The organism is Gottfriedia sp. NPDC057991, assembly GCF_042886615.1.
GTDB lineage: Bacteria > Bacillota > Bacilli > Bacillales > Bacillaceae_G > Gottfriedia.
The window spans coordinates 151,808-176,451 of record NZ_JBHVQN010000006.1; the positions used below are offsets into that span (position 1 = coordinate 151,808).

The following is a 24,644-nucleotide window of genomic DNA, read 5'->3' on the forward strand; positions in this document are numbered from 1 at the left end:
AACCGTATCTTCCCACTGTTTATTTTATTATTTAGCTGTTTTTTTCAAAAATGGTTTAGACAGTCTCAATGAATGATTTTCACTTACAAATGTGGAACTTAATAGCAATACCCCACCAATCATTTGAACAATTGTCATTTTCTCTTGTAAGAAAACAGTTGAAATTAGTAAAGAGGTGATTGGATCAACATAACTTAATGCTGCAATGCTTTGCCCGTTTAATTTCTGCATACCTGAAAAGAATAATAAGAATCCAATACCCGTGTGGACCATTCCTAAGATTAATATAAATGGCATTGAAGAAACTGACATTTCCAAAATTCCGAATCTTTCAGTTATGAATACATATGGCATGAGAAGTAATGAAGCTGTTCCAAGCTGGATAAGTGTAATTTCTAAGCCAACCATGTTTTTAATAAACTTATTGAGTAGCATTAGAGAAGCATAAAACACAGCGGCTAATAATCCATAACCAATCCCAATAAAATCTTCTATTCTAGCTGTGCTTAACCCACCACTAGCAACAACTAATAACATACCGAATATGGCTATTACAATGCAAATTAACTTCTTAGTTGATAATTTCTCTTTCAGTACAAATGGAGATAGAATTAGGACAAAGACTGGTGCAAAATAATAACTTAGTGTCGCATTAGAAACGGTCGTATATTTAAAAGCTTGAAAAAGGAATATCCAATTTCCACCCAATGCAATGCTAGAAAGTAACAAAATAAAAGCATTCATTTTTACTGATGCCCATGATATTTTTTTCTTACCGATAAACATATATGTTATTAAAAATAAACAACCAATTAAACCACGTAATAAAGCTATTTCACTCGAAGCTAAATCAATGTATCTTATAAATACGCCAATCGTACCAAAGATCACCATCGATAGTAGGAATTGAATTTTAGATTTCATCGTCTACTCCTTCGAATCTACGAAACAGCTTATATTTCGCAGATTCTTAATCTGTTTTTAATATAAGCTCATATAGTGCTGTTTGAACAGCAGGAGTAAACAGTGGTGGCGGTGATGTTGAAAATGGTTTCCAAATGTATAAGTTAATAGTAGATAAAGGCATTTCGATTCCCCCTATTTCTAATAGCATATTATTGATACATTTAATTATACTAGATTTATGAATGTGTAATGAACAAAACAAACTTTACAAATAAAGATAGGAGATTTACATGGAAAAACAACGTAAAATTATATTATACATTGGCACTTCAATTGATGGTTATATAGCAAATAATGATGGTACCTTAGAATGGCTGGAAACAACAGAAGTAGAAGGAGACTCTGGCTATAACACACTTTTAGAAAGAATTGACACTGTAGTGATGGGAAAAGGAACCTATGACGTCGTTCGCGGATTTGATATGGAGTATCCGTATAGTACATATAAAAACTATGTGTTTTCAACATCTGCAACCGGATCAGATGAATATGCTACTTTTATAGATGAAGATATTAAAACTTTTGTTCAAGATTTAAAACAACAACCTGGTATAGATATATGGTTAATTGGTGGAGGAAATCTAGCTCGAGAATTTTTTAAAGAAAATTTGATTGATGAATTTCAACTAGCGATCGCTCCAATTGTTTTGGGAAAAGGTATCTCTCTATATACTGGTGATGATATTACCCAAAAATACACTTTAACGAAAGTAGAAAAATTAGGTCAACTTGCTATGCTTCATTATGTTAAGAAATAGTTTTATAAATTTTCCTAATTAGTAGAGGAGATTATTATTTTTTAAAAACTTACAAATAAAATATACATTTTTCTTTAAAAGTGGTCTGCGGTAGCAGATCTTTTTATTTGCTTAATTGTGAAATTAAGAGAAGTAAATAGACTAGATATTAATTAAACTTTGGAAGAAATAAGAATGAGGGCACCATATCAAGTATTAGTGTTACCATATCATTTTGAAGAACAAAAAATTAAAGATGAAAATGGAGAACTTCCAACTATTAAAAATGTAATTAGTATTGCAAGAACATTAGAAAAATTTTAAGATTAATTTATTCTTAAAAATATAGTGGAAAAGTCATTAGGCTAAAGGAGTAAGTTGTGAATGGTAGAAACAATAAACTGGAAAAATAATGCTATTGGTCGTAAATTTATAACTTCTTTTAGCGGAGGTAAAGATAGTGTACTAGCTTTATATAAAGCTATGAAAATAGGGGAAGCGGTTGGATTAATCGTTATGCTAGAGGAAGAAGGGAATCGTTCTAGATCCCATGGAATGCCTCCTGAACTAGTACGCGCTCAAGCAGAATCGATAGGATTACCTGTTTATACAGGGGTGGCAAGTTGGCAGGAATATGAAAAAGTATTTACACAGCTATTAGAAAATGCAAAAAATCAAGGAGCAGAAGTATTAGTAACGGGAGACATAGATATGCCTGCTCAAGATTGTTGGCATGAAAAGGTTACTAAAAATGTTGGATTAAAGCTTGGTATGCCATTATGGGAAATGAATCACCGTGAAGCTGTCGATGAATTTATAAATAGAGGTTTTCAAACGATTGTTGTATCGGTCAACCTATCGTTAGGAATGCGAGAAGAAGATTTAGGACGAAAGTTAACTCATGAATATGTGAAGGAGCTTGAAACTCGAGGCATTGATCCATGCGGAGAAAGTGGTGAGTTCCATACTACTGTGATAGATGGACCGATTTTTATTTATCCGATTTTAGTTAAAAAGTGTGAGATTATAAGGGTCGGAGAATATGCTTATTTGCCTTTAGAACTTGCATAATTAAAATAGAGCTAGTACTTTGTTTAGAGGGTTATATCTTTTAAACGATTTAAGTAAATGACTTTCAAAAGTAGCCCCAATTAAACCGAAATCTAATAAGTAAAAGATACTTATGAAAATTATCTGAGAGAAAAAGGAAAAAATAGTTAAGAATGGATAATATTTCTATCCTTTTTGGTTTTAAGTATCCTTCATATTATAGATTAATTTTTAGATAGTTTACCAAGTATACATGTCTTCATAGACAAGGATTAATTTAATTTACAACCATATATTGAAAAGAATTTAAATAGGGAAAAGATAAAATTCCCCCAAATTACAAAAATAAATTGTTAGTGTAATATTAAAATAAAAATATAAATAATAGACTTGGAATTATACACTATCTTAGAATTAAAATTTTATTATTTATATTAAAGCTTATTTTAAATTTATGGGGGATATTGAATTGGGAACAACAAATAGTAAATCTATTTCTTCATTAACTTTAGGCGTATTATCGATCATCATTCCTTATATTGGTTTCATTCTTGGTATAATTGGTCTATTTATTTCTAAAAAAAGTATCGACGAAATTAATCAATCGAATGAAAAGGGGAAAGGTCTAGCAATTTCTGGAAGAGTATGCAGTATTGTTGGAATAGGTATACAGGTAATTTTGATTATAATTTTAGTTTTAGGAATTATTACTTTTTTTTCAACGAGTAACAATATGACTTTTTAATGAAAATGAGAATTAGCTTTTAATAATGAGAAATCTTTGAGGCACTTTTGACTATTTGGACTTTAATTTATATAGTTAAATTAAAGTCTTAAGTTAGAGAATCTATATAATTTTTGTTTGAGGAGGGACCGACATGGAAGTTTTTGCAGAATATTTAGCAGGTATTGATCATCCAGACCACCGTGAACGAACTGCTGAAATTTTGGATTGGATTTCGAATAAATTTCCTAGCCTAGAGCCGCAAATTAAATGGAATACGCCTATGTTTTCCAATCATGGCACATTCATCATTGGCATTTCGACTGCGAAGCAACATATGAGTGTATCACCGGAAGAAAAAGGAATTGAGCACTTTGCCGATGAAATTGCAAAGGCTGGCTATAGTGCTACAAAAGGTTTGTTTCGTATTCCTTGGAAAGTCCCAGTCAATTATGAATTGCTTGAGAAAATGATTGAGTTCAATATTCAAGAAAAAGCGGAATATACTACTTTTTGGCGTAAATAATGTAGTTAATTTAAATAGCAGAACGATTAAATAAAAATAGGAGCTAACTAAATCAGCTTCTATTTTTTTTATTCATAAAGATTTAAATAGTAAAAGGTCATTTTAAATACTAAATCGAATAATATAGAATCAATGTTTTAAGATAAGTGGTGATTTAAGTGAAAAATAAACCAAAGAAAATACATATCATTGGTTCAGTTGGAAGTGGTAAGACGACTTTAGCAAGGCAAATGTCCAAAAAGCTAAATATACCGTATTATGAGTTAGATAATGTTGTATGGAAAAGGCAAAAGGGTCATAAAGATATCAGACGTTCCGAACAAGAAAGAGAATGCTATTTAGATACACTCATTCGTTCGGATACATGGATTATTGAAGGTGTTCATAATGAAGAATGGGTAGGTAATAGTTTTCTAAATGCAGAGTTGATTATTTTTTTAGATACTAGCTATTCTGTTAGAACCTACCGAATCATTAAAAGGTATTTCTTACAAAAACTTAGATTAGAGAAATCAAATTATAAACCGACACTTAAAATATTCTTCAAAATGTTTAAATGGAATAAGTATTTTGAAGAAGTAGGGAAACCAAAATTCTTTAAAAAGTTTAAAGATTACAATGATAAAATATTGGTCGTAAATGATATTTATGAGGTTGAAGATTACTTTAACGATTATAGATCAAAAAATATAGGAATCGCAAAATAGCGGTTCCTAATTTTTTTCTTAATGTAATGGGATTGGAAGGTTTTCTACTAATTCTGATAAAAAGACAAAATTAGCTTCTTCTTTAATTTTAGGTATGTATTCCTTTATTACATTTGAGGTAATTTCGCCTGGTTCTCCTACATGTCCAATCGCAATCATAGTTGGTTCTACTCTTACTTTTTCTAAAAGTAATCGAGTTTGCTTTTCTATATGCTTATAAGTGTATAAATCATCGAAAAATAACTTGTTTTCAATGACCGGCACGCCTATCTCATCTGCAATTTTAGTAACTACGCTCCGATAATTCGTTTTACTATCGAAAAAAAATAGGCCCCTTTCTTTACAAGCAGTTAAGACAATGCGCATTACTCTCTCATCGGAAGTTGCTTTTGAACCCATATGGTTATTTACTCCTATTGCGTATGGGACGTCATCAATAGCGGCTAGGACTCTTCTTCGAATTTCGTCATCACTTAAGTTTGTCTTAATCGCATTAGGTCCTAACCAACTTGCTTTCCCTTTCCTTGGTTCCATTGGTAAATGAACAATTACTTCATAACCTTTAGAATGAGCAACAGTTGCATCCTTTTTTGTAGAAGGTAAAAAAGGCATAACGGCAACCGTTAATGGGATCGGAAGTGAAAGCATTTGGTCCGTTCCTTTCATGTTATTACCAAAATCATCGATCACTATTGCAAGCTTATGATTAGGTTCAGCAAATACTGAAGAGCAGGTAGTAGTTAGAGCTACTAATATAGAGAAAATAGAAGTAATCCAAAGCTTCATAAATAAATCTCCTTTTCCATTAATTACTATGCACTACTATTTTCTGTGATTATGAAGAAATTAACCGTAAAATATTGAAAATGTATAAATACAAAAGTAAATGAGATTTTGTGCTCAATTAAAAAATTAATAATTCATTTAAAATTAGTGGTAGAAAGTAGTAGTAAGAGTAGCCTGTTGCTGCTCGCTTTTTTATTTCAATTGAAGATTTACTCTATAAAAAAGAACTTTAATTTCGTTGAAAAATGTAATTAATTTTCATCTTAGGAGGCTATATGAAAGATTTCCATTGCTGTGCAACGTGTCAGCATTTTAAAGCAGTGAAACAAGTGAAAGGTATGAAATATTATTGTAGTAGGTTGGGATTTGAAACAATGACGAACTACAAATTTAATTGTTGGAGTCCAAATGAGAATGTGAAGAAGTTGATAAATAAGTGGAACATGGACCGATAGACTTAGCTTGATAAAGAATTAACTTATTGAAGGGGAATCTAATTGATGACTATTTGAAAACACATAAAATCATTGAATAACATGCTCTATTGTAAATGTTTTAAATCGAATTAGATTTCAAAAAAGAATTTTAAAAGAGGAAGAAAGAATGAATAGAAATAGGTTATATAAATCGAATACAGACTATGTATTTTTAGGTGTATGCGGAGGGATTGCAGAAGCGCTATCGATCCCATCAATTCTTGTAAGATTAGTATTCGTATTTTTGCCAGTGTCTCTTTTAGTCTATCTAGTCTTAGGAGCGTTGATGGGAAATGATGATTTTTATTATGTTGAAGATGTTAGAAAGAAGAGTAGGTTTAAAACGGTGTTACTTGCTTTTGTATTTGCTGTAATCGTAATCGTAATTTTATCAAACTTGGGATTTTTATGAACAAACTCAAACAAATAGAATGACAAACAAACTAATCAAGGGCTACTTCGTTTGAAGAAGCCCATTTCAATTAAGAATTTGTCTATACAATTTAAAAATACAGATTAGTTGAAGAAGATGTAAAAACCTTAGAGGTAGAAACAAATAAATAGATGTAAAAAGGGTGTGGTGAAATTGGACAATAACAATTTAGTAGAAAAACAATTGAAAATCCTCAATGAAATAAACACAATTTGTTTAAATTTAAAATTTCATATCTGGCTACGGGGAGGCTGGGCAATTGATTTTCTGCTTGGTAAAGTGACTCGCGAGCACTCGGATATTGATTTAGTTTCTTTAATTCAATACAGAGAAGAGTTAGAACGAGCAATGGTTAATGCTGGTTTTAAGAAAATTCCTGTCAGTATGCTTCAAACAGATTTCATAAAAGGCGAGATCGATGTTAGTTTTGTATTTGTTAGAATTTCAGAAGAAGGTAAAATCATAGCGAATGGTTTTCCTGACTGGGAATGGAGAAATGATGCTTTGCCAATTCAAAAATATAATTTAAAAGGTATATCAATTAATGTCCTAAACCCATACCAGCTACTTGAAGAAAAAAAGGTTTATGAAAAAGGTACGGGACGCAAGCTTCGTCCAAAGGACATTGAGAGTATGAAAATAATTCAAGGAATTATTGGTGCAATAAGCTGAATGAACTTTTTAATAGGTAGTAGTTTTAAATGAAAAGGAGAGAAGAGAAATGAGTAGATCGAAAATTTCTATGAAAAGTCCAACACCTATTCTACGTATTTTTGATGAAGATAAGGCAAAAGAATTTTACATAACATTTTTAGAATTTGAGATTGATTGGGAGCATCGATTTGAAGATGATTTCCCATTATATATGCAAATTTCTTATAATAATTGTGTAATTCATCTTTCTGAGCACCATGGGGATTGTAGCCCAGGTGCAGCTATTAGAATTGAAGTAGAAAATTTAGAGTTACTTCATTCAAAACTACTTTCAAAGAAATATAAATTTGCTCGCCCTGGAATTGAAGAAACTCCTTGGAAAACACGAGAGGTTCGGGTTGGAGATCCGTTTGGCAATAGAATTGTTTTCTATGAGAACATGAGAGATTGAAATTTTATTGTGCAGTATATTAAAAGAATAACCTAAAAAATAAAGAGGATTGAATTAGGTAGCACTCTAAATTAATCCTCTTAAAAATTGAATATGAACAAATCAGGCTAGCATTTGTACTATTTCAATTCTTTTTTTCTTGAGATGAGTGAAGACCAAATGATCTGTATTAATCCAGCAGTCAAGACACCTACAAGCGTATCCCTCATTCGATCCATCGCATAATCCTTTGATTGGTGTTCAAATGCAAAGACAAATAGAATCGTGAGAGCGACCTGGTGAAGTACTTTTTTGTCTAATTTTAAATATTTAGCAATATATGTACCAATCAGAATTAAAAGTCCTAAGTTCCATCCAGTGACTTTCAGATAACTCGCAATAATGACAGTAATTCCAATTCCAATCATTGTTCCAATTACTCGCTTGATTGATAAACTAATTGTTTTATCCATAGTCGATTGAACAGTAAGTATAAGAGAAACTGGACCTAAGTATGGATGTGAGGAACCAAAAAATTTTGAGAATTCCCATGCTAATGCAGAACCAATTGATAATTTCCAAATAAGACTAGTTATATTTTCAGAAGGGTTCTGTGATTGTGTTTCTTCCATAAGCACCTCTTATAGAAATTTCTATTTTTTATATTATCCTCTCAAATTAAATCTAATATGTATGAGTTGTTGATTAGAATAATTAAGAAATTGAATACTTATAATAGTGTTTAGCTAATAGACAACTAATAATAGAAATGGGTTGAATCAATGATTACCGTCTTATTTGAATATAAGTTTGAAAAGAAGTTTTTAGAGGATTTTAAGGCAAGATTAAAAAAGTCAGCACATTCAAAATTTCATTCAAAGCCCTCAAATGTTGGGATGAATTTTATGCAAAGAGAAGATGAACAATATTATTACATCAATTTATTTATTAAATATAGAAGTATAGAAGAATATGAAGAACGAACTAGGTTTGAAAGAAGCCAGGTTGAATGGAATGAAACTTGGTTTCGTAATGACATTACCCATGAACTATTATCAGTAACAATCTGGAAGGATTTTAGTCCAATGTCCTAATACCTCAAATGCAATGTGATTTGTATACGAGGATAAAATTATGTGAACTTGGTTGAGTACTTTTGATAAAGAAAAATGCTTATATACCCGCAAGGAATATATATTTCCTTGCGGGTTTTATCATTTACTTTTTAAAGTAAAAACTGAAATTTCTGGAACACTAAAAAATCGAAAAGGTAGCCTCGTAGTTCCGATCCCCCGATTAACGTATAAGTTCAAAGGTTTTTTATGATCATTTATTTTATATAAACCTTCAGTATAAATAGTTGCTAATGGCGGAGTATAAATTGCTTTGTGAAATGGTAGTTTAACTTGTCCGCCATGACTATGGCCAGAGAGTTGTAAGTCAATCGGATACTCTTTAAGGCGTGCTGCCACATCGGGTTCATGTACTAGTAAGAGATTAAAAGCGTTTTTTTGTATATTTTTAAATGCTTCAGCGGGATTCGGTCTTCCTAAAAGATAGTCATCCAAACCAATAATATTTAGTTTACTGTGATCTTTTAAGACGATTTCTTTCTGTTCATTTTCTAAAACTGTAAAACCAGATTTTATGAAAACAGATGATGAGATTTTCTTCCCTGCACCACCAACGTCATGATTTCCGTAAATAGCATATTTACCATATTTTGCTTTTAATTGTTTAAGTACAGCAGGGATTTGATCTAATTTATTGTATAAAGCGCTATTATCAATTAAATCACCAGTAAACACAATTAAATCCGGGTTTTGTTTATTAATTTGATCGACAACTTTATTTAATTGCTTTAATGTATAATGAGCACCAATATGGCTATCACTAAATTGAACAATTTTCAATCCTTCCATTTGCTTTGAAACGGAATTTGATGTAATCGTTATTTGGTTTACATCCAACATTTTTGGTTCGATACTTTTTGAATAACTATATAAAATAATAGGGAAAATTAATATTATCAACGTAAAAACTATTAATCTTCTAACGATCCTTCTAAATATGGTATATTTCATGTCTATAACCTGCCTTTTATGAATGAATTGATACAATTAAGATTGCAAATAAAATAAATAGAGCACTGACTAAAATTTCAATGATCCTCATGTTATCACTCCTCGAAAACAGTTTAGGCTACCTTTGTTACATGAACGTGACAAAATAACATAATTGAACGGAGGAATAAAAATCAATATTCTAATTGCTGATGATGAAAAAGATATGTTAAAGATCTTACAGTCATATTTCAAAAAGGAAGGATATACCGTTTTCTTAGCAGAAGACGGAGAACAAGCGATCGAAATCTTTTATAGCGAAAAAATAGATTTAGCTATTTTAGATTGGATGATGCCTTATAATAGTGGGATTAATGTGTGTAAAGAAATAAAGAAAAGTGGTGAAACAAAAGTATTAATGCTTACAGCTAAAAGCGATGATGAGGATGAATTACAAGCTCTAATACTAGGGGCTGACGATTATGTAAGAAAGCCATTCCATCCGGGTGTCCTGATTACTAGAGCTAAAAAATTACTAAAAGAGGAACATCTTATTGTAATTGATAATATTAAAGTAGATTTTAAAGGTAAAATAGCATTTAGAAACGAGGAAAATTTAAATTTAACGAAAAAAGAAATTGATTTATTAAGTTGTTTTGTTCGTAATCGAGGAAACATCTTGTCACGTGAGGATTTGTTAGTTAATGTATGGGGTATTGATTATGATGGAGATGATCGAACGGTTGATACCCATATAAGAAGATTAAGAGAAAAGATAGGAGAAGATCTTATTCAAACACATCGAGGTTTAGGATACAGTCTTAGAAAAGAAAAATGAATCGATTAGGAAGAAAAATCTCGATAACAATTACAGTATGTATTCTTTTTGTTTTTATTTTTTATCTAATTATCAATTCGTATTTATTACCTAAATATTACTTATTTCAGATGAAAAATAGAGTACATGACCTTTCAACAACGATAGACAAGATGCCAATGGCTGAGTTTAAACAGTCAATTAATCAATTGGAACAAAAAAATAATGTAACAATCGCTTATGAATCAATTCAGTCTAATTTAGACCAGTTTAATGGAATATTAAGAGATAATTTATATCAAAAAAGAGTAACCTTAAATAAATTTTGGGTTACAGAAGAAACATTAAACCAAGTTAAAAGTGGTAAAAGAATTAGTAAAATCTACGATCAAGGTAAGTTGAAATCTAGTTTTTTAGTCGATTTTATTCAAAAGGATAATGTATTTATTGTAGTTGGTGTCTCAATTGTTTATTTAAGTGATGCTGTTCAAATCGTAAATAAGTTTACCATTTATATTATGATTTTCTTGATTTTAATGCTGATTTTAATGGTTTGGATTTGGTCAAAAAGAATTACAGACCCATTAAAAGAGTTAAAAGATATTTCTATAGAAATCGCTCAATTAGAATTTAAAAAGGCAAAAATTTCAACAAATGATGAAATCGAAGAACTTGCTAAAAGTATAAACGAAATGAGTGACAAATTGAGGATTGCCCATGATGATTTAAATCAACGAAATGCTAATTTAAAAACGTTCATATCAGATATTTCTCATGAACTTAAAACACCACTGGCATTAATCAAAGCTTATTCGGCAGGCATTAAAGACGGAATAGATGATGGAACCTATGTTGATACAATCATTAAACAAACCGATCAAATAAATCGTTTAATCGATAAATTATTAGAGTTATCAAGAATTGAACGTGAAATATTACATATAGAACAATTTGACTTAATCCAGCTTTTTGATTCTAGTTTGGAAAACTTTGAAATCGAATTGAATCAAAATAATATCGTTTTAAAAAAAGAATATATTAAAACAAATAAACTAAATATCGAAGTAGATCGTGACCAAATTGAGAAAGTATTTAATAATTTAATTAGTAATGCAATTAAATATACAAAATATCCGGAAATTAACATTAAGTTTTACGAGGAAAATGAAGAAATTGTCTTCATAATTAAAAATGAAACAAATCTTAAAAATTCCACGCAAATTAAGCAAATATGGGAACCTTTTTATGTTATGGAGGCTTCCCGAAATAAACATTTAACAGGAACAGGCTTAGGTTTAGCGATTGTAAAATCAATTTTGAACCGTCATCAGTTAAAACATGATGTGAAATTAATAGATGGAACCATTCAATTTTCAATTCATTTTCCAAAACCCAAACGCTTACAGTAGATAATATCTAAGGTGAAAAAACTTTAGCAACAGTTAAAGAATTTCAGAAGAAGAAGAATTTAGTTGGTGACGAGAAGACTTGGAGTAAGTTTTTAAAGTAAAGAAAAACCCTCTTAAGAAATTAAGAGGGCTTACAACTTTAAGAAAATATTAGCTCTTTTTATCATTCGTAATTAAAATTACTGTAGTTATTACTATTAGCCCACCTACATTTACTAAATCTGCAAGAAAATTATTATGGTCAATTATCAAATTAGTAATGGTCATAGTTATTAACATTAGTAACACAATAAAATAGGAGAATTTATTAATTAACTTAATAATATTCTTCATAGTTACTCCACACATACTGATACTATAGCAGTTACACCAAAAAATTGAAGTAATGCACTTTTTAATTCAGGAGCTGTTGTAGCTGAGGCACCTTTTACTGCTCTCTCCCAAGCGTACGTTTTTGTATATCCTAGTTTTCTATAATTTTTGTAGTAATTAATTGCTGTTTTAACAAATTTACTAGTTCCTCCTAAAGCTTTAATCGCGCTTTTTACCTTTAGTATTTTGCTGGGAGCCCATGCGAGACCTATAAGTGCTACAGTTACAGCTGATATGCAACCAAGTACTCCGTACGGCTGTATACTAAATTCACTGTCTTCATCAATAAATATGGGATTATTAACAATCTCAGGGTTATTTAAATCTTCTAGTATATTTGTGTTATCAATATTTAGTTTAAACCAATTAATAATTTCATCTGTACCTTGTGATACCACTTCATCAGGAATTTGTTCAATTGCTTTTGCTGCGTATTCATAATTTTTAAGATTATCTAGTTCTTCGTAAGTTAGAATTTTAGTTAGATCTTCTACAGGAATTGCAGTTGTAGATGCATATGAAATTGGACTTGAACCATCTTCAAAAACAGCAGTTACTCTAACATAGTATTCTATTGATTGAGCATAATTTAATCCGCCACTATTAACTTCAAACGTTTTTTCATATAAGTATGTTGGATCAATAGAAAATTCCCCGCCACTACCGTCACGTTTAAAATTTACCTGGCCGGCATCAATTTGTTCAGCAGTAGGAAACATTCCTTTACCTTTTGTTGTCCATGATGTTTTATCTGCTGGAACATCCCAGTAACTATGTATCGATCCATTAAATAAGATTACCTGGTATTTTGTTACACCCTCAACGGGCTTCCATGAAACATTTAAATACCCTGTTCCAGTACCGTTTTCATTAGAAAATGCTTCTACAGTTGGCATTGGCATTTGAGGGTACTTATCATTTACTGCTTTACCTTGGACAAACGGAGGTGCGGGTAAACTAGTTTGAGTGTTTACTTGATTAATAGTGTTTTCTAGATTTACCATAGAAAATTCCTCTGCATGAGTATTCATTGGAATGATAGATCCTAAAAATGCTGTTGTTATTAGAGAAACAGTAGCTTGTTTAAATAATTTTTTCATGTAATACCTCCAACTTGTAATTTAATTGTATATATTGTCCAATTTAAACGTTACTATAATAATAGCGGAGGCATGATTCCTTATTTGAGACTCATTGTTTCAATTTTAAACAGTATGTTTTAATAAATGTTATTATTAGTGTGTAGTTGCAGTGCTTTTTAATATGATTCATTAAAACTCCAAGTAAAAAGGACCTTTCCAGAATGATGCTTGGATGGTCCTTTTATCATTTGTTTAGAATAGGAATATTCAATTCATTTTCCAAAACCCAAACCCTTACAGTAGATAATGTCTATGGTGAAAAAACTTTAGCAACAGCTAAAGAATTTCAGAATAAGAATAATTTAGTTGTTGATGGCGTTGATGGCGAGAAGACTTGGATTAAAATATTTAAATAAGTACAAAGGGACTGATAAAAACAGTCCCTTTTATTCTTGAAATTATCTATTTAGATATTTTTTTATGTGTTTTAAAAAAAAGTAAATAGCAATTACTAAACAACTCAGTACACAAAGGAGTGAAAGTGTAAGTATTAAAAAAGGATGCAAATAACTGACCTCCTAATAATTTATTTTAAAGTAGCAGCCCAAATATAGCAGCTACACTAACAGAATTGTTCTTTGGTAGGGAAAATACCTTTTCCTTATGTAGTCCATGTGGTTTGGTTTGCAGGGATGTCCCAGTAGCTATGTATAGATCCGTTAAATAAAATTACTTGATATTTTTTAATAGCATCAACAGGCTGCCAATAAACATCTAAATAGCCAGTTCCTGTACCGTCTAATGCTTTTACAGTTGGCATTGGCATTTGAGGATACTATTCATTTACTGCTCTACCTTGAATAATAGGTGGTGCAGGTAAACTAGTTTGAGTGTTTACTTGATTAATAGTGTTTTCTAGATTTGGTTTTGGAATTACTTCTGCATGAGACTTAGTATCCAATGAAAACATTACTATATTAATAGATGAAGTGTAAGTCCTTATTTGAGATAGCATAATTCATTTAAGATTCATACTTGGGTTCTTTAACTTGATATATTTAAAAAGTAATTAAGTTAATTAACATATGAAACCTCCTAACTTTTATATGTTAAACAAAAAAGAACCATTCCAGAGGCAGCGGAATGGTTTATTATATTTGTGTGATATATTCTTCGACTAATTAACAGCTGTCAAAGTAATATAAAAAAAAATGAGTTAGTAGGGGGCGGTGAAAAGACTTGGAATAAGATGTTTCCTAGTTTGCGTCTGTCCATTTATTTAAAAAAATCCCCCGAAAATCTCACCCAATCGGTAGGGGGTTAGTTGTCTTATGTTGGCGAAACTTAAATTTATTAAAACCTCTAGTAACCTTGCTATATAAGCGTTTATAGAGGTTTTTTAAAAAAATACATCAGTATAAATATTACAGTAGTAAGGGTTATTTTTACATTCTTCTTCGTTGTAACATTCATGTCACATAGTGCCTTTATCCTTTGAACTAAGGAGGAATGTAAATGAAAAAAATAATTAGTTTAATCTGTACAAGTATTTTATTAATAAGTACTTTATCTAGATGCCAGCAAGTAAATAAAAAGTCTACTACTAGTTTAACTATTAAACCAGGTAATTTTACTTTTGATGTTAAGCCTGAAACTTTTGAACTCTTTGTTGAGAAGGATGGAGTCAAGGAAAGTGCGTCACTTCCTATGGAAAAGGAGAAGGTTACAAATCTAGTAAAAACAAAACAGTCTGTTTCGTGGAGGTATCCCAATAAAAAAATGGATATCGATATTCAAAAGAAAAAAAATTACTTAGACGTAACACTTAAGTCATCTGGTTCAACTAAATTTGTGTGGCCAACAGTAAGCTCACCAAGTTATATCTTACCTTTTGGAGAAGGAAAAATGATTCCTAGTAACGATGTAAATTGGAAGAAGTTTTTATCAAATGAAGAACTCTCTTTTGCTGAAAGCTTTTCAATGAGATTTTTCACACTAAATAAAAGAAAGTATTCGATTACTTATATAGCTAAAAATATGTTCAATAATACAGTGAAATTTAATTCGAATTCATCAATTAAATTTGCATTTGAACATGAATTTCCAAACATTAATCCAGATAAAACATACGGCTTCCGAATTTATGTAACAAATAAGGATATTGTTCAAATTGCGAAGGTGTATAAAGATTTTGTCGTTGAGAAGGGAGAATTTAAAACATTAGCCGATAAAAGTAGAGAGAACCGAAATATAGAAAAGCTATATGGTGCCCCGCATATTTATTTATGGAATAATGAAGCGATTTCTAGTGAAAACATAAATTGGCATTTATTTCAAAAGGAATTAGATAGTGAATTCTTCCAATGGACTTTGACGCTAATGAAAGAGCATTATCCAGAAGAAGTTGATGAGTATAGGAATGTACTTAATAATGCAAAAGAACAAACCTATCTTGATAATTACCAAAAAAACAGTCTATTAAAAGCCTTAAATAGTGTTGTTAAATTAAAGCAATTTTATAATAAATCAATTTTCACCAAGTTAGATGATGAATCAAATAAATTAATTAATAAGGGGATCAGTAAGCTAAGTGAGCAAGAATTGTATACATTAAATAAGCATCTTTTAAAAGTTTCTCTAGGGGCTTCAATAGACCCGATAAGTAAGTGGGCAAAAAATGATTCGATTGATTTAGTAAATGATTTATATAAGTCTGGTATTAAAAAAGCTTGGATTGGTCTTCCTAACTGGGCAAATGGATTAATGAATCCAGTAATGGTTAAACAAGCAAACAAACTAGGCTATTTAATCGGACCTTATGATTCATACCATTCAATTCAAAAGAATGCATCAATAGATTGGAATACAGCGTCATTTGAAGATAAAGGACTTTATGAAAGTGCAACAATTACTAATAAAAATAATGAAAAAATAAAAGGATTTTTAGGTAGGGGAAGGAAACTTAATCCAACTTTATCTTTACCAAGTGTTAAACAACGTGTAGGTGCTATATTACAAAGTGGAATTGATTTTAATACATGGTTCATCGATTGTGATGCAACAGGAGAAATTTATGATGACTATACAAAAGCTCACCCGATTACACAGAAACAAGATTTAGCAGCTCGATTAAATCGAATGAATTATATTGCAACGAAGAAAAACATGATAGTAGGCTCTGAAGGTGGTAATGACTTCGCAAGTAAAACGATCGCATTTGCTCATGGTATTGAAACACCTGTGATTCAATGGAGTGATGCTGATATGCGAACAAATAAACAAAGTAAGTACTATGTGGGCGGATATTGGTCTCCTAGGAACGATATTCCAGAAAGATATAGTAAGCAAGTACCGATTAAAGAGCTTTATAGTGAAGTATATTTGAGTCCAACGTATACAGTACCAATGTATAAATTAGTATATAATAATTCAGTAATCACTACTCATCATTGGGAATTTGGTAGCTTAAAAATACAAGATGAAATAACAAATCGGATGCTCTATGAAATACTATATAATGTTCCTCCTTTGTATCATCTTGATTCAAAAGAGTGGGAGAAAAATAAAAAGATGATAACATCATATTTAAAAATATGGTCACCATTTCATGAAAAAGCAGTACAAAAAGAAATGACAAATTATAAAATCCTTACAAAGGATCGAACTGTTCAATCAACTGAATTCGGTAAAGATCTCAAAGTTATTGTTAACTTTTCGGATAAAAATTTCAATTACCGAAATGAGATGATCCTAGCAAAGACAGCTATTATATATGAAGGGAATCAAAGGATTGTATTTAGTCCTAACAATTAAAGAATAAGGCAGTTCTCCAGACTAGGTTTTATAAACAAAACTAAAAAACACCTAAAACTACAAGTTTTACAGCTCTTGTATTTTTAGGTGTTTTTTTAAACAACCCTTTGTTGTTTATTGATGAATAACGACACCGGTACCAATTGGAACCATCGAAGATAACTCAAGAACATCCTTATTGTACATTCGAATACAACCATGTGAAACAAAGTGGCCAATTGTTGCAGGATTATCAGTTCCATGAATTCCGTAATGTGGAGCTGATAGTCCCATCCATAGTACCCCAAAAGGTCCACCAGGATTTGGATCTTTATTAATAATTGTATAAGTTCCTGTAGGAGTAGGAGTAAGCATTTTTCCTACACCGATTGGGTAAGTTTTAAGCAGAGTATTGCCGTCGAAAAGTTTTAGCTGACGGTTTGATGTAGAAATATAGATCCAATTAGTCATTTTATCAGCTCCGGTTTTTAACTATCCTATGAAGAAACTTTAATAGTTGTTAAATACAAGAGGAGTAATAAAATATATGTATTTTTAAATAGAAAAATAGACAGTTTCCATACCTTTTCTACTATTTCCTTAGAACCAAGATTGGAGCAAACGAATACGCTATAGGACAAGCATTTTAAGGAGAGGATTAGTCTATAATGTCTAATACAATTAAATATTTTCAATTTGCCCAAGAAGTTTCAAAAAAAATTGGCTGGTTAACTGAAGTGATTTATACTCAATGGCAAGTAGAAACAGCACATTTTACGTCTAAAAATTTTAAGAAAAATAACAATATCGCAGGTCAAACGTGGTATCCAGGTTTACCTCTTAGTAGTAGAGGAACAGCTAGACCTAAAAATGAAGGTGGATATTATATAAAATATAATGATCCAGTTCAAGGCTATGTTGATTTTATTTTAAGTCATCCACGGTACAGTAAAGTTAAAACTTACAAAACTGCTAATGAGCAATTTAATGCGATTGCTGCAGCAGGTTGGGCAGTAGCTCCTAATTATGCAGATGTGCTTATCTCTGTAAATAATGCAAATATTAAAAATGGATTATATAAAAGGATTATTCAAATTGAGTTAGATCCTTATAAGGGAATCTTAAAAAAAGGTTCGAGGGGAGTGCAAGTAAAGAAAATTCAAGAAAAAATAGGCGTTAAAGTGGATGGGATTTTCGGAATCCTAACTGAAAAAGCAGTTAAAGAATTTCAAAGAGTGAACCTGTATGATTTTAAATACAGGTTTATTAGTATTAACATAATACATAAAAGGGTTTAAAAGTATTTTATAGAAAAGGTTAACTATAACTATCTTTAAGAAAAGGAGAACGTAAGTGGAAATTAGAAATGCGGATCTAAATGATTGTGAATCGGTCGTAATTCTGGATTCACAAATTATTGAAAGTCGAATGAGGGAAAATCAAATTAAACTATCAATTAAAGAAAATCGATGCATAGTTTGTGAATTGAATGGAAGTATAGTAGGTTTTATGATTTTTCATAAATTTTTCTTTGGCCATTTATTTATTGATTTAATAATTGTTTCACCAAACATGAGGAGGCTTGGTATAGCAAAAAATCTCATGAAATATGTTGAAGTTTTTTCAGAAAAGAAATTATTTTCATCTACAAATAGATCAAATATCCAAATGCAAAAAGTATTTCAATCTTTAGGATATATTGAAAGTGGATTTATCGATAATTTGGATGAAGGGGATCCTGAAATTATTTATGTTAAATTAATAGATTAAACGATATTTTCGGCATTTAATTTTTTGAAGAAGAATAAAAATAATTTTATTACCCCAAATATCAATAGCCACTTCCAAATACCCATCTTCAATACCAATTTAATCTCATCCGATTCTCAAACTTACTACCTTTTCATAGATTAATTTAAAAAGTGTAATCTTATTTACAATAAATACGAAAAAGTGTGTAAAAAGTCCTGATGGAATGATTAGTTTGTTACTTTAGGCTAATCAGTTTAAAAAAATTCTAAATACATTCTTCCTGTTATTCTATTTTTCAATACATGATGAATAGTAATAATATATAAATGCTCCAATTATATCATTACAAGGAGTGGAAATATGGATTTTAAAAGGGAATTCATCTTAAAAACAAAAGCAATATATAAAGATACTGTTACAGAAAATATGGCATACAGTAAGATGTGTGAAAAATTTGAATCTTATTTTGTAGATTTAAAGGAGTCTTTAAAAAAGGAAATCGAAGTTTCGAATGGTGAATTTGATATTATGATCGATAAAGATAGTGTGATTGAGGTCTTATTAAATGAAAGAGAGTTATTGATTACGATTGATGACTCTGGGGTAGTAGTTAGTATTAAATATTTTGATGAAGTGCAAAATGAACAGGTTGAAAATAAGATTGATATAATTGAATATGATGGTGGGGCGTATAAGAGTCAAGTATTTCAATCACCTATTACTAGAAATATAATTGATAATTATTTAGCAATTGCGTTTAGAGATGATTTAGAGAAGAGTTTTGAAAGTTATAGTGAATGATAAACTGATTAATTTAAACGTGATATGTTACAGGTATCTAATAGTAAGTCTAGAGCTTGGAAAATCCAAGCTCTTTTATTTTGTCTATCGTTCTTCCACTTGAAACCTTAAAACAGTTTTCAATTTATCAGGTTGAGTTTTTCTTGCATCAGAAATATAGATTTCTTTATGTGTTTTTTGAACTCTTTGTAGATGATTCTCTTTGCAGAACTCTTCCATTAATTTAAAAGTTCGTGGCTCGTCATCATAACTTCCGATATGCATCGTTTGAACACATAAGCCTTCTGTAATCGATTCAAATTTTACGTTTGCTAACAGTGGATTTTTCTTTTTTTGTTTAAGTTGATCTAAAATGATGTAGGTTAAATCTTCTGTAACAAAGTCAGGTTGTCTAATCATTAATTTATATAAAAGATGTTCTTTATTTAAATAGTCTAGTTTTCGACCTTCTTCATCTAAATCCCAAACCCCTTCAAGAGGGAAGACTGTGTAATCAATGTATCCTTCTGGAACAATGCCTTTTTTAGGCAACATTTTAATTGCATAAGCTAAAGAATAAAGCGCTTCGACATTTTCTTTAAATACTTCATTATTTGGATTGCCTTTGCCTTCAATCGTTATATATTTAAAGTTTGGTATTTTAATTTTACTAGGCTTACTTTTTGGTAAATAAATTTCTTTTAAACTTTTTCTCCACTCGAGTTTACTCACTAAAAAAACTCCCTTAAATTTATAAGTTAGTGTGGTTGATTTTGTTTTGACTATATGCTTGTTAAAAACAAAAAGCAATCACATAAATATGTCATTGCTCTCAAAAGGTTTAATGATATGTACGATAAACTCCTATTACTTTTCCTAAAATTGATACTTGTTTTAATAAAATTGGAAACAGGGCATCATTTTCAGGTTGAAGTCTAAAATGGTCGCTTTCTTTATAAAAGCGCTTTACTGTAGCTTCACTATCTTCAGTCATGGCAACAACAATTTCTCCATTTTCAGCAGTGAATTGTTTTTTAACGATTACAAGATCGCCATTCAAAATACCGGCATTGATCATACTTTCTCCTTCTACTCGTAACATAAAAACTTGTTCGTTAGATGGAGCGACAGATGTCGGTAAAGGAAAATATTCTTCTACGTTTTCGACTGCAGTAATTGGAATACCTGCAGTTACTTTACCGATTACAGGAATGTTAATAATATCGTTATGGATTTCAGAGTATGATGCTTGTACTTCATTCACAACCGTAGCTGTATCGCCAAGAATCTCGATTGCACGCGGTTTAGTAGGGTCTCTTCGAATATAGCCTTTTTGTTCTAGTCTCTCTAAATGACCATGTACTGTAGAGCTTGAAGCTAAACCAACAGCCTCAGCAATCTCTCGAACTGAAGGTGGATAACCTTTAATTTTTACTTCGTCTTTAATATAAGCTAAAATTTCTGCTTGCCTTTTCGATAGTTTGTTCATTCGAATTTCCCCCTTGCCTATAAAGTAGATAATACGTTCCTCTTTATTTTTTTCATTATATCATGATAGGATATGATATACAAACGTTAGTTCTATTTTTTATTAAAGTAGTTTTCGTGTTCGTATGGAGGGAACAGTTAATGAATGCAATAATTTACGCGAGAGTAAGTACAGCAAAGGATTCACAAGAAACATCATTAAATAGACAAATGAGTGAACTAACCGAATTAGGTGAGCGGATGGGAATGTGTATTCTAGAAACAATAGGCGAACAGGCCAGTGGATATGAAGTAGAAAGAGAAGGACTTTTCCAGTTGTTTCAAATTATAAAAGAGCACCAAGTTGATGCATTGTTAATACAAGATGAAACACGATTAGGTAGAGGGCATGCAAGAATCGCTTTATTGCATTTTTTAAAAAGGGAAGGGATAAAATTATTTACCTCTTCTCAAAATGGACAATTCCAATTAAGTGAAAGCGATGAAATGGTTTTAGAAATTTTAAGTATTGTAGAGGAATATCAACGGAAAATTCATAATATGAAAATAAAAAGAGGTATGAGAAAGGCGGTTGAAAACGGGTATAAGCCTCAAAAAAACTTAGAAGGTAGTGTAAATGCTGGTGGTAGAGATAAGATGGAATTACCGATTTCTGAAATTGTAAGATTACGTCAAAACGACCTAACATTTGAAGAAATTGCAGCTACCTTAAAAGGATTTGGTTATAACGTTTCTAAGGCAACCGTCAATAGAAGATATAATGAATATATGAAAGAAATCTCCAATATTGAAAGCTAATGCAATTTATTGTAAGATGAGATACATTGAATAGAATATCAGACTCTAACAAAAGATCGCTTTCTTCGTTGTATAGCCTGCTAAAGGCGGTGCACTTTACTCCGCACCTCATCAGACTTTTCGCAAAGAAAGACATCTATTTAATCATCTGATTATCAAAGTGATGGAACTAACAATGAATAGATAAGATACAAATAAAGGAGAGGTTACTAATGGTTACTAAAAAAACTTTAGATAGAATAAATGAATTATCAAAAAAGGCAAAAGAAGTAGGGTTAAGTCCTGAAGAGAAGGTTGAACAAGATCAATTAAGAAAAGAATATTTAGCAGATTTTCGTTCTCGTATGGTAGATGAATTAACTTCAATTAAAATTGTTGATGAAAAAGGGAACGATATTACACCTGCAAAGTTAAAATATGAAAAAGCAATGCGTAAAAAAAACTTACATTAAAAACGTTTTAACAATATAAAATTTTATATTTTGTAAATAATAACAGATAAAAGCAGAAGAATATTCTGCTTTTTTCTATTTCTTGGAAATAATTTGTTAAAAATGTCAAAACTAAGTGTTAGTTATTGTAATAAATCATGGTAAATTATATGATAATATTTGTGAATAAGCTAAAGGAGCGAAATTTATGTCTAATAATATTGAACAATTAGCAATTAATACGATTCGTACATTATCAATTGATGCAATCGAGAAATCAAATTCTGGTCACCCAGGAATGCCAATGGGCGCTGCACCGATGGCATATGCATTGTTTGCAAAATTTATGAATCATAACCCAAAAAATTCAAAATGGTTTAACAGAGACCGATTTGTGTTATCAGCAGGCCATGGTTCAATGTTACTATATAGCATGCTACATTTATCAGGCTACGAAGTATCAATTGAAGATATTAAAAACTTCCGTCAATGGGGAAGCAACACTCCAGGACATCCTGAATTTGGACATACACACGGTGTTGAAGCAACAACAGGTCCTCTAGGACAAGGTATTGCGATGGCTGTTGGGATGGCTTTAGCAGAGCGTCATTTAGCAGGTACATATAATAAAGAAGATTTAAATGTAGTTGACCACTTTACATACTCAATTTGTGGTGATGGTGATTTAATGGAAGGTGTTTCAGCAGAGGCAGCTTCATTAGCGGGACATTTACAATTAGGACGCTTAGTAGTTCTTTATGATTCAAATGATATTTCATTAGATGGAGAACTAAATCGTTCGTTCTCTGAAAGCGTAGAAGACCGCTTTAAAGCTTATGGATGGCAAGTAATTCGAGTAGAAGATGGTAATAACTTAGATGAAATTACTGCAGCGATCCAAAAAGCTCAAGAGGAATTATCAAAACCAACTTTAATTGAAGTGAAAACAACAATCGGTTACGGTTCTCCGAATAAATCTGGTAAATCAAAATCTCACGGTGAGCCATTAGGAAAAGAAGAAACGATTTTAACGAAACAAGCGTATGCTTGGGGTTATGAAAATGCATTCTATGTACCAGAAGAAGTGTATGCACATTTTAATAAAGTAATTGTTGAAGCTGGTGAAAAGAAAGAAGCTGAGTGGAATGCTACTTTTGCAAAATACGAAGAAAAATATCCTGAATTAGCAGCTCAATTAAAGAATGCGATTGAAGGTAAGATTACGGTAAATTTAGAAACAGCATTACCTAAATATGAAGTAGGTAAAAAAATTGCGTCTCGTTCATCTTCAGGTGAAGCAATTAACGCTATTGCAAACGTATTACCTAGTTTCTTTGGTGGGTCTGCTGACTTAGCTGGATCTAATAAAACGTATATGAATGGTAAAGGTGACTTTACGAGAGAAAGCTACGATGGGCGTAATATTTGGTTCGGTGTACGTGAATTTGCAATGGGTGCAGCATTAAATGGTATGGCTCTACATGGTGGAGTTCATGCGTTTGGCGCAACATTCTTTGTTTTCTCAGATTACTTAAAACCAGCAATTCGCTTAGCTGCTTTAATGAATTTACCAGTTACTTATGTATTTACACATGATAGTATCGCAGTTGGTGAAGACGGACCTACGCATGAACCAGTTGAGCAATTAGCAGCATTCAGATCAATGCCTAATCTTAATGTAATTCGTCCAGCAGATGGAAATGAAAGTTCAGCAGCATGGAAAGTGGCAGTAGAAGCTAAAGATGCACCTACAATGTTAGTATTGTCTCGTCAAGATTTACCAACTTTAGAGGGTACTACTACTGATATTTATAACAAAGTTTCAAAAGGCGCTTACGTTCTTTCTCCTGCGAAACAAGATAAAATTGATGTTGTATTAATTGCAGCAGGTAGTGAAGTACAATTAGCAGTTGGAGCACAAGAAAAATTAGCGGCAGAAGGAATTTCTGCATCAGTTGTTTCGATGCCGTCAATGGACTTATTTGAAAAGCAATCTGCTGAATATAAACAATCAGTATTACCAAAGGAAGTTACGAAACGAGTAGCAGTAGAAATGGGTTCTTCATTCGGCTGGCATAAATATGTAGGATTAGATGGAGAAGTAATTTCAATCGATACATTTGGTGCATCTGCTCCAGGTAACTTATTAATGGAGAAATTCGGATTTACTGTTGATCATGTCGTTTCAGCAGCAAAAAAAGTATTACAATAAAAGGTAAAGATGGGAAAAGTAGGGAAAGAATTTTAAATTCTTTTCCTATTTCCTAAACCTTTTTTCAATATAATGCTTTATTAAAGAGTTTTCGACAAAACTAGTTGATTTTCACTCCTTAAAAATGACAAATAATTTGAATGGAATTTTATATAATTT

30 protein-coding genes are annotated in these 24,644 nt (G+C 31.1%); 20 read left to right on the forward strand and 10 right to left on the reverse strand.

What is annotated here, in order from left to right:
- Positions 1 to 27: 27 nt before the first annotated feature.
- Positions 28 to 924 (reverse strand): DMT family transporter, encoded by an 897-nt coding sequence (locus ACFVR2_RS19590; protein ID WP_387365527.1) that lies wholly within the window; start codon positions 922 to 924, stop codon positions 28 to 30.
- Between the two features lie 272 nt (positions 925 to 1,196).
- On the opposite strand from ACFVR2_RS19590, the gene ACFVR2_RS19595 reads away from it, so the two are divergent.
- From ACFVR2_RS19595 to ACFVR2_RS19620, 6 genes are all read left to right on the forward strand, one after another.
- A complete protein-coding gene (locus tag ACFVR2_RS19595; protein ID WP_387365530.1) occupies positions 1,197 to 1,724 on the forward strand; it encodes a dihydrofolate reductase family protein in 528 nt (175 codons plus the stop codon).
- A 174-nt stretch (positions 1,725 to 1,898) separates the two neighbouring features.
- Complete coding sequence (locus tag ACFVR2_RS19600) at positions 1,899 to 2,027, forward strand: hypothetical protein (RefSeq protein ID WP_387365533.1); 129 nt, start codon at positions 1,899 to 1,901, stop codon at positions 2,025 to 2,027.
- A gap of 60 nt (positions 2,028 to 2,087) precedes the next feature.
- Positions 2,088 to 2,774, forward strand: a complete 687-nt coding sequence (locus ACFVR2_RS19605) for a Dph6-related ATP pyrophosphatase (protein ID WP_387365536.1) — start codon at positions 2,088 to 2,090, stop codon at positions 2,772 to 2,774.
- A 448-nt stretch (positions 2,775 to 3,222) separates the two neighbouring features.
- The gene (locus ACFVR2_RS19610) at positions 3,223 to 3,498 is read left to right on the forward strand and encodes a DUF4190 domain-containing protein (protein ID WP_387365539.1); all 276 of its coding nucleotides are present in this window, start codon (positions 3,223 to 3,225) and stop codon (positions 3,496 to 3,498) included.
- A gap of 133 nt (positions 3,499 to 3,631) precedes the next feature.
- Positions 3,632 to 4,003 carry an iron chaperone gene (locus ACFVR2_RS19615; RefSeq protein ID WP_387365541.1) on the forward strand — a complete coding sequence of 124 codons (372 nt, stop codon included), beginning with the start codon at positions 3,632 to 3,634 and terminating at the stop codon, positions 4,001 to 4,003.
- A 158-nt stretch (positions 4,004 to 4,161) separates the two neighbouring features.
- The gene (locus ACFVR2_RS19620; protein ID WP_387365544.1) at positions 4,162 to 4,710 is read left to right on the forward strand and encodes an AAA family ATPase; all 549 of its coding nucleotides are present in this window, start codon (positions 4,162 to 4,164) and stop codon (positions 4,708 to 4,710) included.
- Between the two features lie 18 nt (positions 4,711 to 4,728).
- Here the strand turns inward: ACFVR2_RS19620 and ACFVR2_RS19625 are convergent, their stop codons facing one another.
- On the reverse strand, positions 4,729 to 5,496 hold the full coding sequence (locus ACFVR2_RS19625) for a divergent polysaccharide deacetylase family protein (RefSeq protein WP_387365547.1): 768 nt from the start codon (positions 5,494 to 5,496) through the stop codon (positions 4,729 to 4,731).
- Positions 5,497 to 6,099: 603 nt separating this feature from the next.
- Here ACFVR2_RS19625 and ACFVR2_RS19630 point away from each other — a divergent pair.
- From ACFVR2_RS19630 to ACFVR2_RS19640, 3 genes are all read left to right on the forward strand, one after another.
- Complete coding sequence (locus ACFVR2_RS19630; protein ID WP_387365550.1) at positions 6,100 to 6,384, forward strand: PspC domain-containing protein; 285 nt, start codon at positions 6,100 to 6,102, stop codon at positions 6,382 to 6,384.
- A 174-nt stretch (positions 6,385 to 6,558) separates the two neighbouring features.
- Positions 6,559 to 7,077: a nucleotidyltransferase domain-containing protein gene (locus ACFVR2_RS19635; RefSeq protein ID WP_387365553.1), complete on the forward strand. Its 519-nt coding sequence runs from the start codon at positions 6,559 to 6,561 to the stop codon at positions 7,075 to 7,077.
- A 49-nt stretch (positions 7,078 to 7,126) separates the two neighbouring features.
- The gene (locus ACFVR2_RS19640; RefSeq protein WP_387365556.1) at positions 7,127 to 7,510 is read left to right on the forward strand and encodes a glyoxalase superfamily protein; all 384 of its coding nucleotides are present in this window, start codon (positions 7,127 to 7,129) and stop codon (positions 7,508 to 7,510) included.
- A 119-nt stretch (positions 7,511 to 7,629) separates the two neighbouring features.
- Here ACFVR2_RS19640 and ACFVR2_RS19645 read toward each other — a convergent pair whose 3' ends face one another.
- Positions 7,630 to 8,121 (reverse strand): FUSC family protein, encoded by a 492-nt coding sequence (locus ACFVR2_RS19645; RefSeq protein WP_387365559.1) that lies wholly within the window; start codon positions 8,119 to 8,121, stop codon positions 7,630 to 7,632.
- Between the two features lie 150 nt (positions 8,122 to 8,271).
- On the opposite strand from ACFVR2_RS19645, the gene ACFVR2_RS19650 reads away from it, so the two are divergent.
- A complete protein-coding gene (locus ACFVR2_RS19650) occupies positions 8,272 to 8,583 on the forward strand; it encodes a hypothetical protein (RefSeq protein WP_387365562.1) in 312 nt (103 codons plus the stop codon).
- A 120-nt stretch (positions 8,584 to 8,703) separates the two neighbouring features.
- Here ACFVR2_RS19650 and ACFVR2_RS19655 read toward each other — a convergent pair whose 3' ends face one another.
- Complete coding sequence (locus ACFVR2_RS19655) at positions 8,704 to 9,573, reverse strand: metallophosphoesterase (protein ID WP_387365565.1); 870 nt, start codon at positions 9,571 to 9,573, stop codon at positions 8,704 to 8,706.
- 172 nt (positions 9,574 to 9,745) lie between these two features.
- Between ACFVR2_RS19655 and ACFVR2_RS19660 the strand changes: the two genes are divergently transcribed.
- Both ACFVR2_RS19660 and ACFVR2_RS19665 read left to right on the forward strand, forming a co-directional pair.
- A complete protein-coding gene (locus ACFVR2_RS19660) occupies positions 9,746 to 10,390 on the forward strand; it encodes a response regulator transcription factor (protein ID WP_387366190.1) in 645 nt (214 codons plus the stop codon).
- On the forward strand, positions 10,387 to 11,778 hold the full coding sequence (locus ACFVR2_RS19665) for a sensor histidine kinase (protein ID WP_387365568.1): 1,392 nt from the start codon (positions 10,387 to 10,389) through the stop codon (positions 11,776 to 11,778). Before ACFVR2_RS19660 ends, ACFVR2_RS19665 begins: the two co-directional genes overlap by 4 nt.
- Positions 11,779 to 12,113: 335 nt before the next feature.
- Here the strand turns inward: ACFVR2_RS19665 and ACFVR2_RS19670 are convergent, their stop codons facing one another.
- A complete protein-coding gene (locus tag ACFVR2_RS19670) occupies positions 12,114 to 13,250 on the reverse strand; it encodes a hypothetical protein (protein WP_387365571.1) in 1,137 nt (378 codons plus the stop codon).
- Between the two features lie 203 nt (positions 13,251 to 13,453).
- Here ACFVR2_RS19670 and ACFVR2_RS19675 point away from each other — a divergent pair, with 203 nt between their 5' ends.
- On the forward strand, positions 13,454 to 13,648 hold the full coding sequence (locus tag ACFVR2_RS19675) for a peptidoglycan-binding domain-containing protein (protein WP_387365573.1): 195 nt from the start codon (positions 13,454 to 13,456) through the stop codon (positions 13,646 to 13,648).
- 245 nt (positions 13,649 to 13,893) lie between these two features.
- On the opposite strand, the gene ACFVR2_RS19680 is transcribed toward ACFVR2_RS19675, so the two are convergent.
- Both ACFVR2_RS19680 and ACFVR2_RS19685 read right to left on the reverse strand, forming a co-directional pair.
- Positions 13,894 to 14,058 (reverse strand): hypothetical protein, encoded by a 165-nt coding sequence (locus ACFVR2_RS19680; protein WP_387365576.1) that lies wholly within the window; start codon positions 14,056 to 14,058, stop codon positions 13,894 to 13,896.
- 9 nt (positions 14,059 to 14,067) lie between these two features.
- Positions 14,068 to 14,193, reverse strand: coding sequence for a hypothetical protein (locus ACFVR2_RS19685; RefSeq protein ID WP_387365579.1), 126 nt, complete (start codon positions 14,191 to 14,193; stop codon positions 14,068 to 14,070).
- 554 nt (positions 14,194 to 14,747) lie between these two features.
- On the opposite strand from ACFVR2_RS19685, the gene ACFVR2_RS19690 reads away from it, so the two are divergent.
- The gene (locus tag ACFVR2_RS19690) at positions 14,748 to 17,045 is read left to right on the forward strand and encodes a glycoside hydrolase (RefSeq protein ID WP_387365582.1); all 2,298 of its coding nucleotides are present in this window, start codon (positions 14,748 to 14,750) and stop codon (positions 17,043 to 17,045) included.
- Positions 17,046 to 17,159: 114 nt separating this feature from the next.
- Here ACFVR2_RS19690 and ACFVR2_RS19695 read toward each other — a convergent pair whose 3' ends face one another.
- Positions 17,160 to 17,495, reverse strand: coding sequence for a L,D-transpeptidase (locus ACFVR2_RS19695; protein WP_387365585.1), 336 nt, complete (start codon positions 17,493 to 17,495; stop codon positions 17,160 to 17,162).
- A 197-nt stretch (positions 17,496 to 17,692) separates the two neighbouring features.
- Between ACFVR2_RS19695 and ACFVR2_RS19700 the strand changes: the two genes are divergently transcribed.
- The 3 genes from ACFVR2_RS19700 (at position 17,693) to ACFVR2_RS19710 (ending at position 19,577) form a co-directional block, all read left to right on the forward strand.
- Positions 17,693 to 18,322, forward strand: a complete 630-nt coding sequence (locus ACFVR2_RS19700) for a peptidoglycan-binding domain-containing protein (RefSeq protein WP_387365587.1) — start codon at positions 17,693 to 17,695, stop codon at positions 18,320 to 18,322.
- A 55-nt stretch (positions 18,323 to 18,377) separates the two neighbouring features.
- Positions 18,378 to 18,794 carry a GNAT family N-acetyltransferase gene (locus ACFVR2_RS19705; protein WP_387365590.1) on the forward strand — a complete coding sequence of 139 codons (417 nt, stop codon included), beginning with the start codon at positions 18,378 to 18,380 and terminating at the stop codon, positions 18,792 to 18,794.
- Between the two features lie 342 nt (positions 18,795 to 19,136).
- On the forward strand, positions 19,137 to 19,577 hold the full coding sequence (locus ACFVR2_RS19710) for a hypothetical protein (protein WP_387365593.1): 441 nt from the start codon (positions 19,137 to 19,139) through the stop codon (positions 19,575 to 19,577).
- Between the two features lie 84 nt (positions 19,578 to 19,661).
- Here ACFVR2_RS19710 and ACFVR2_RS19715 read toward each other — a convergent pair whose 3' ends face one another.
- On the reverse strand, positions 19,662 to 20,288 hold the full coding sequence (locus tag ACFVR2_RS19715) for a GyrI-like domain-containing protein (protein ID WP_387365596.1): 627 nt from the start codon (positions 20,286 to 20,288) through the stop codon (positions 19,662 to 19,664).
- Positions 20,289 to 20,397: 109 nt separating this feature from the next.
- Complete coding sequence (lexA, locus tag ACFVR2_RS19720) at positions 20,398 to 21,045, reverse strand: transcriptional repressor LexA (RefSeq protein ID WP_387365599.1); 648 nt, start codon at positions 21,043 to 21,045, stop codon at positions 20,398 to 20,400.
- Positions 21,046 to 21,185: 140 nt separating this feature from the next.
- Here lexA and ACFVR2_RS19725 point away from each other — a divergent pair, with 140 nt between their 5' ends.
- From ACFVR2_RS19725 to tkt, 3 genes are all read left to right on the forward strand, one after another.
- The gene (locus tag ACFVR2_RS19725) at positions 21,186 to 21,842 is read left to right on the forward strand and encodes a YneB family resolvase-like protein (RefSeq protein ID WP_387365602.1); all 657 of its coding nucleotides are present in this window, start codon (positions 21,186 to 21,188) and stop codon (positions 21,840 to 21,842) included.
- A 212-nt stretch (positions 21,843 to 22,054) separates the two neighbouring features.
- A complete protein-coding gene (locus ACFVR2_RS19730; protein ID WP_387365605.1) occupies positions 22,055 to 22,294 on the forward strand; it encodes a DUF896 domain-containing protein in 240 nt (79 codons plus the stop codon).
- A gap of 187 nt (positions 22,295 to 22,481) precedes the next feature.
- On the forward strand, positions 22,482 to 24,485 hold the full coding sequence (tkt, locus tag ACFVR2_RS19735) for a transketolase (RefSeq protein WP_387365607.1): 2,004 nt from the start codon (positions 22,482 to 22,484) through the stop codon (positions 24,483 to 24,485).
- Positions 24,486 to 24,644: the final 159 nt, after the last annotated feature.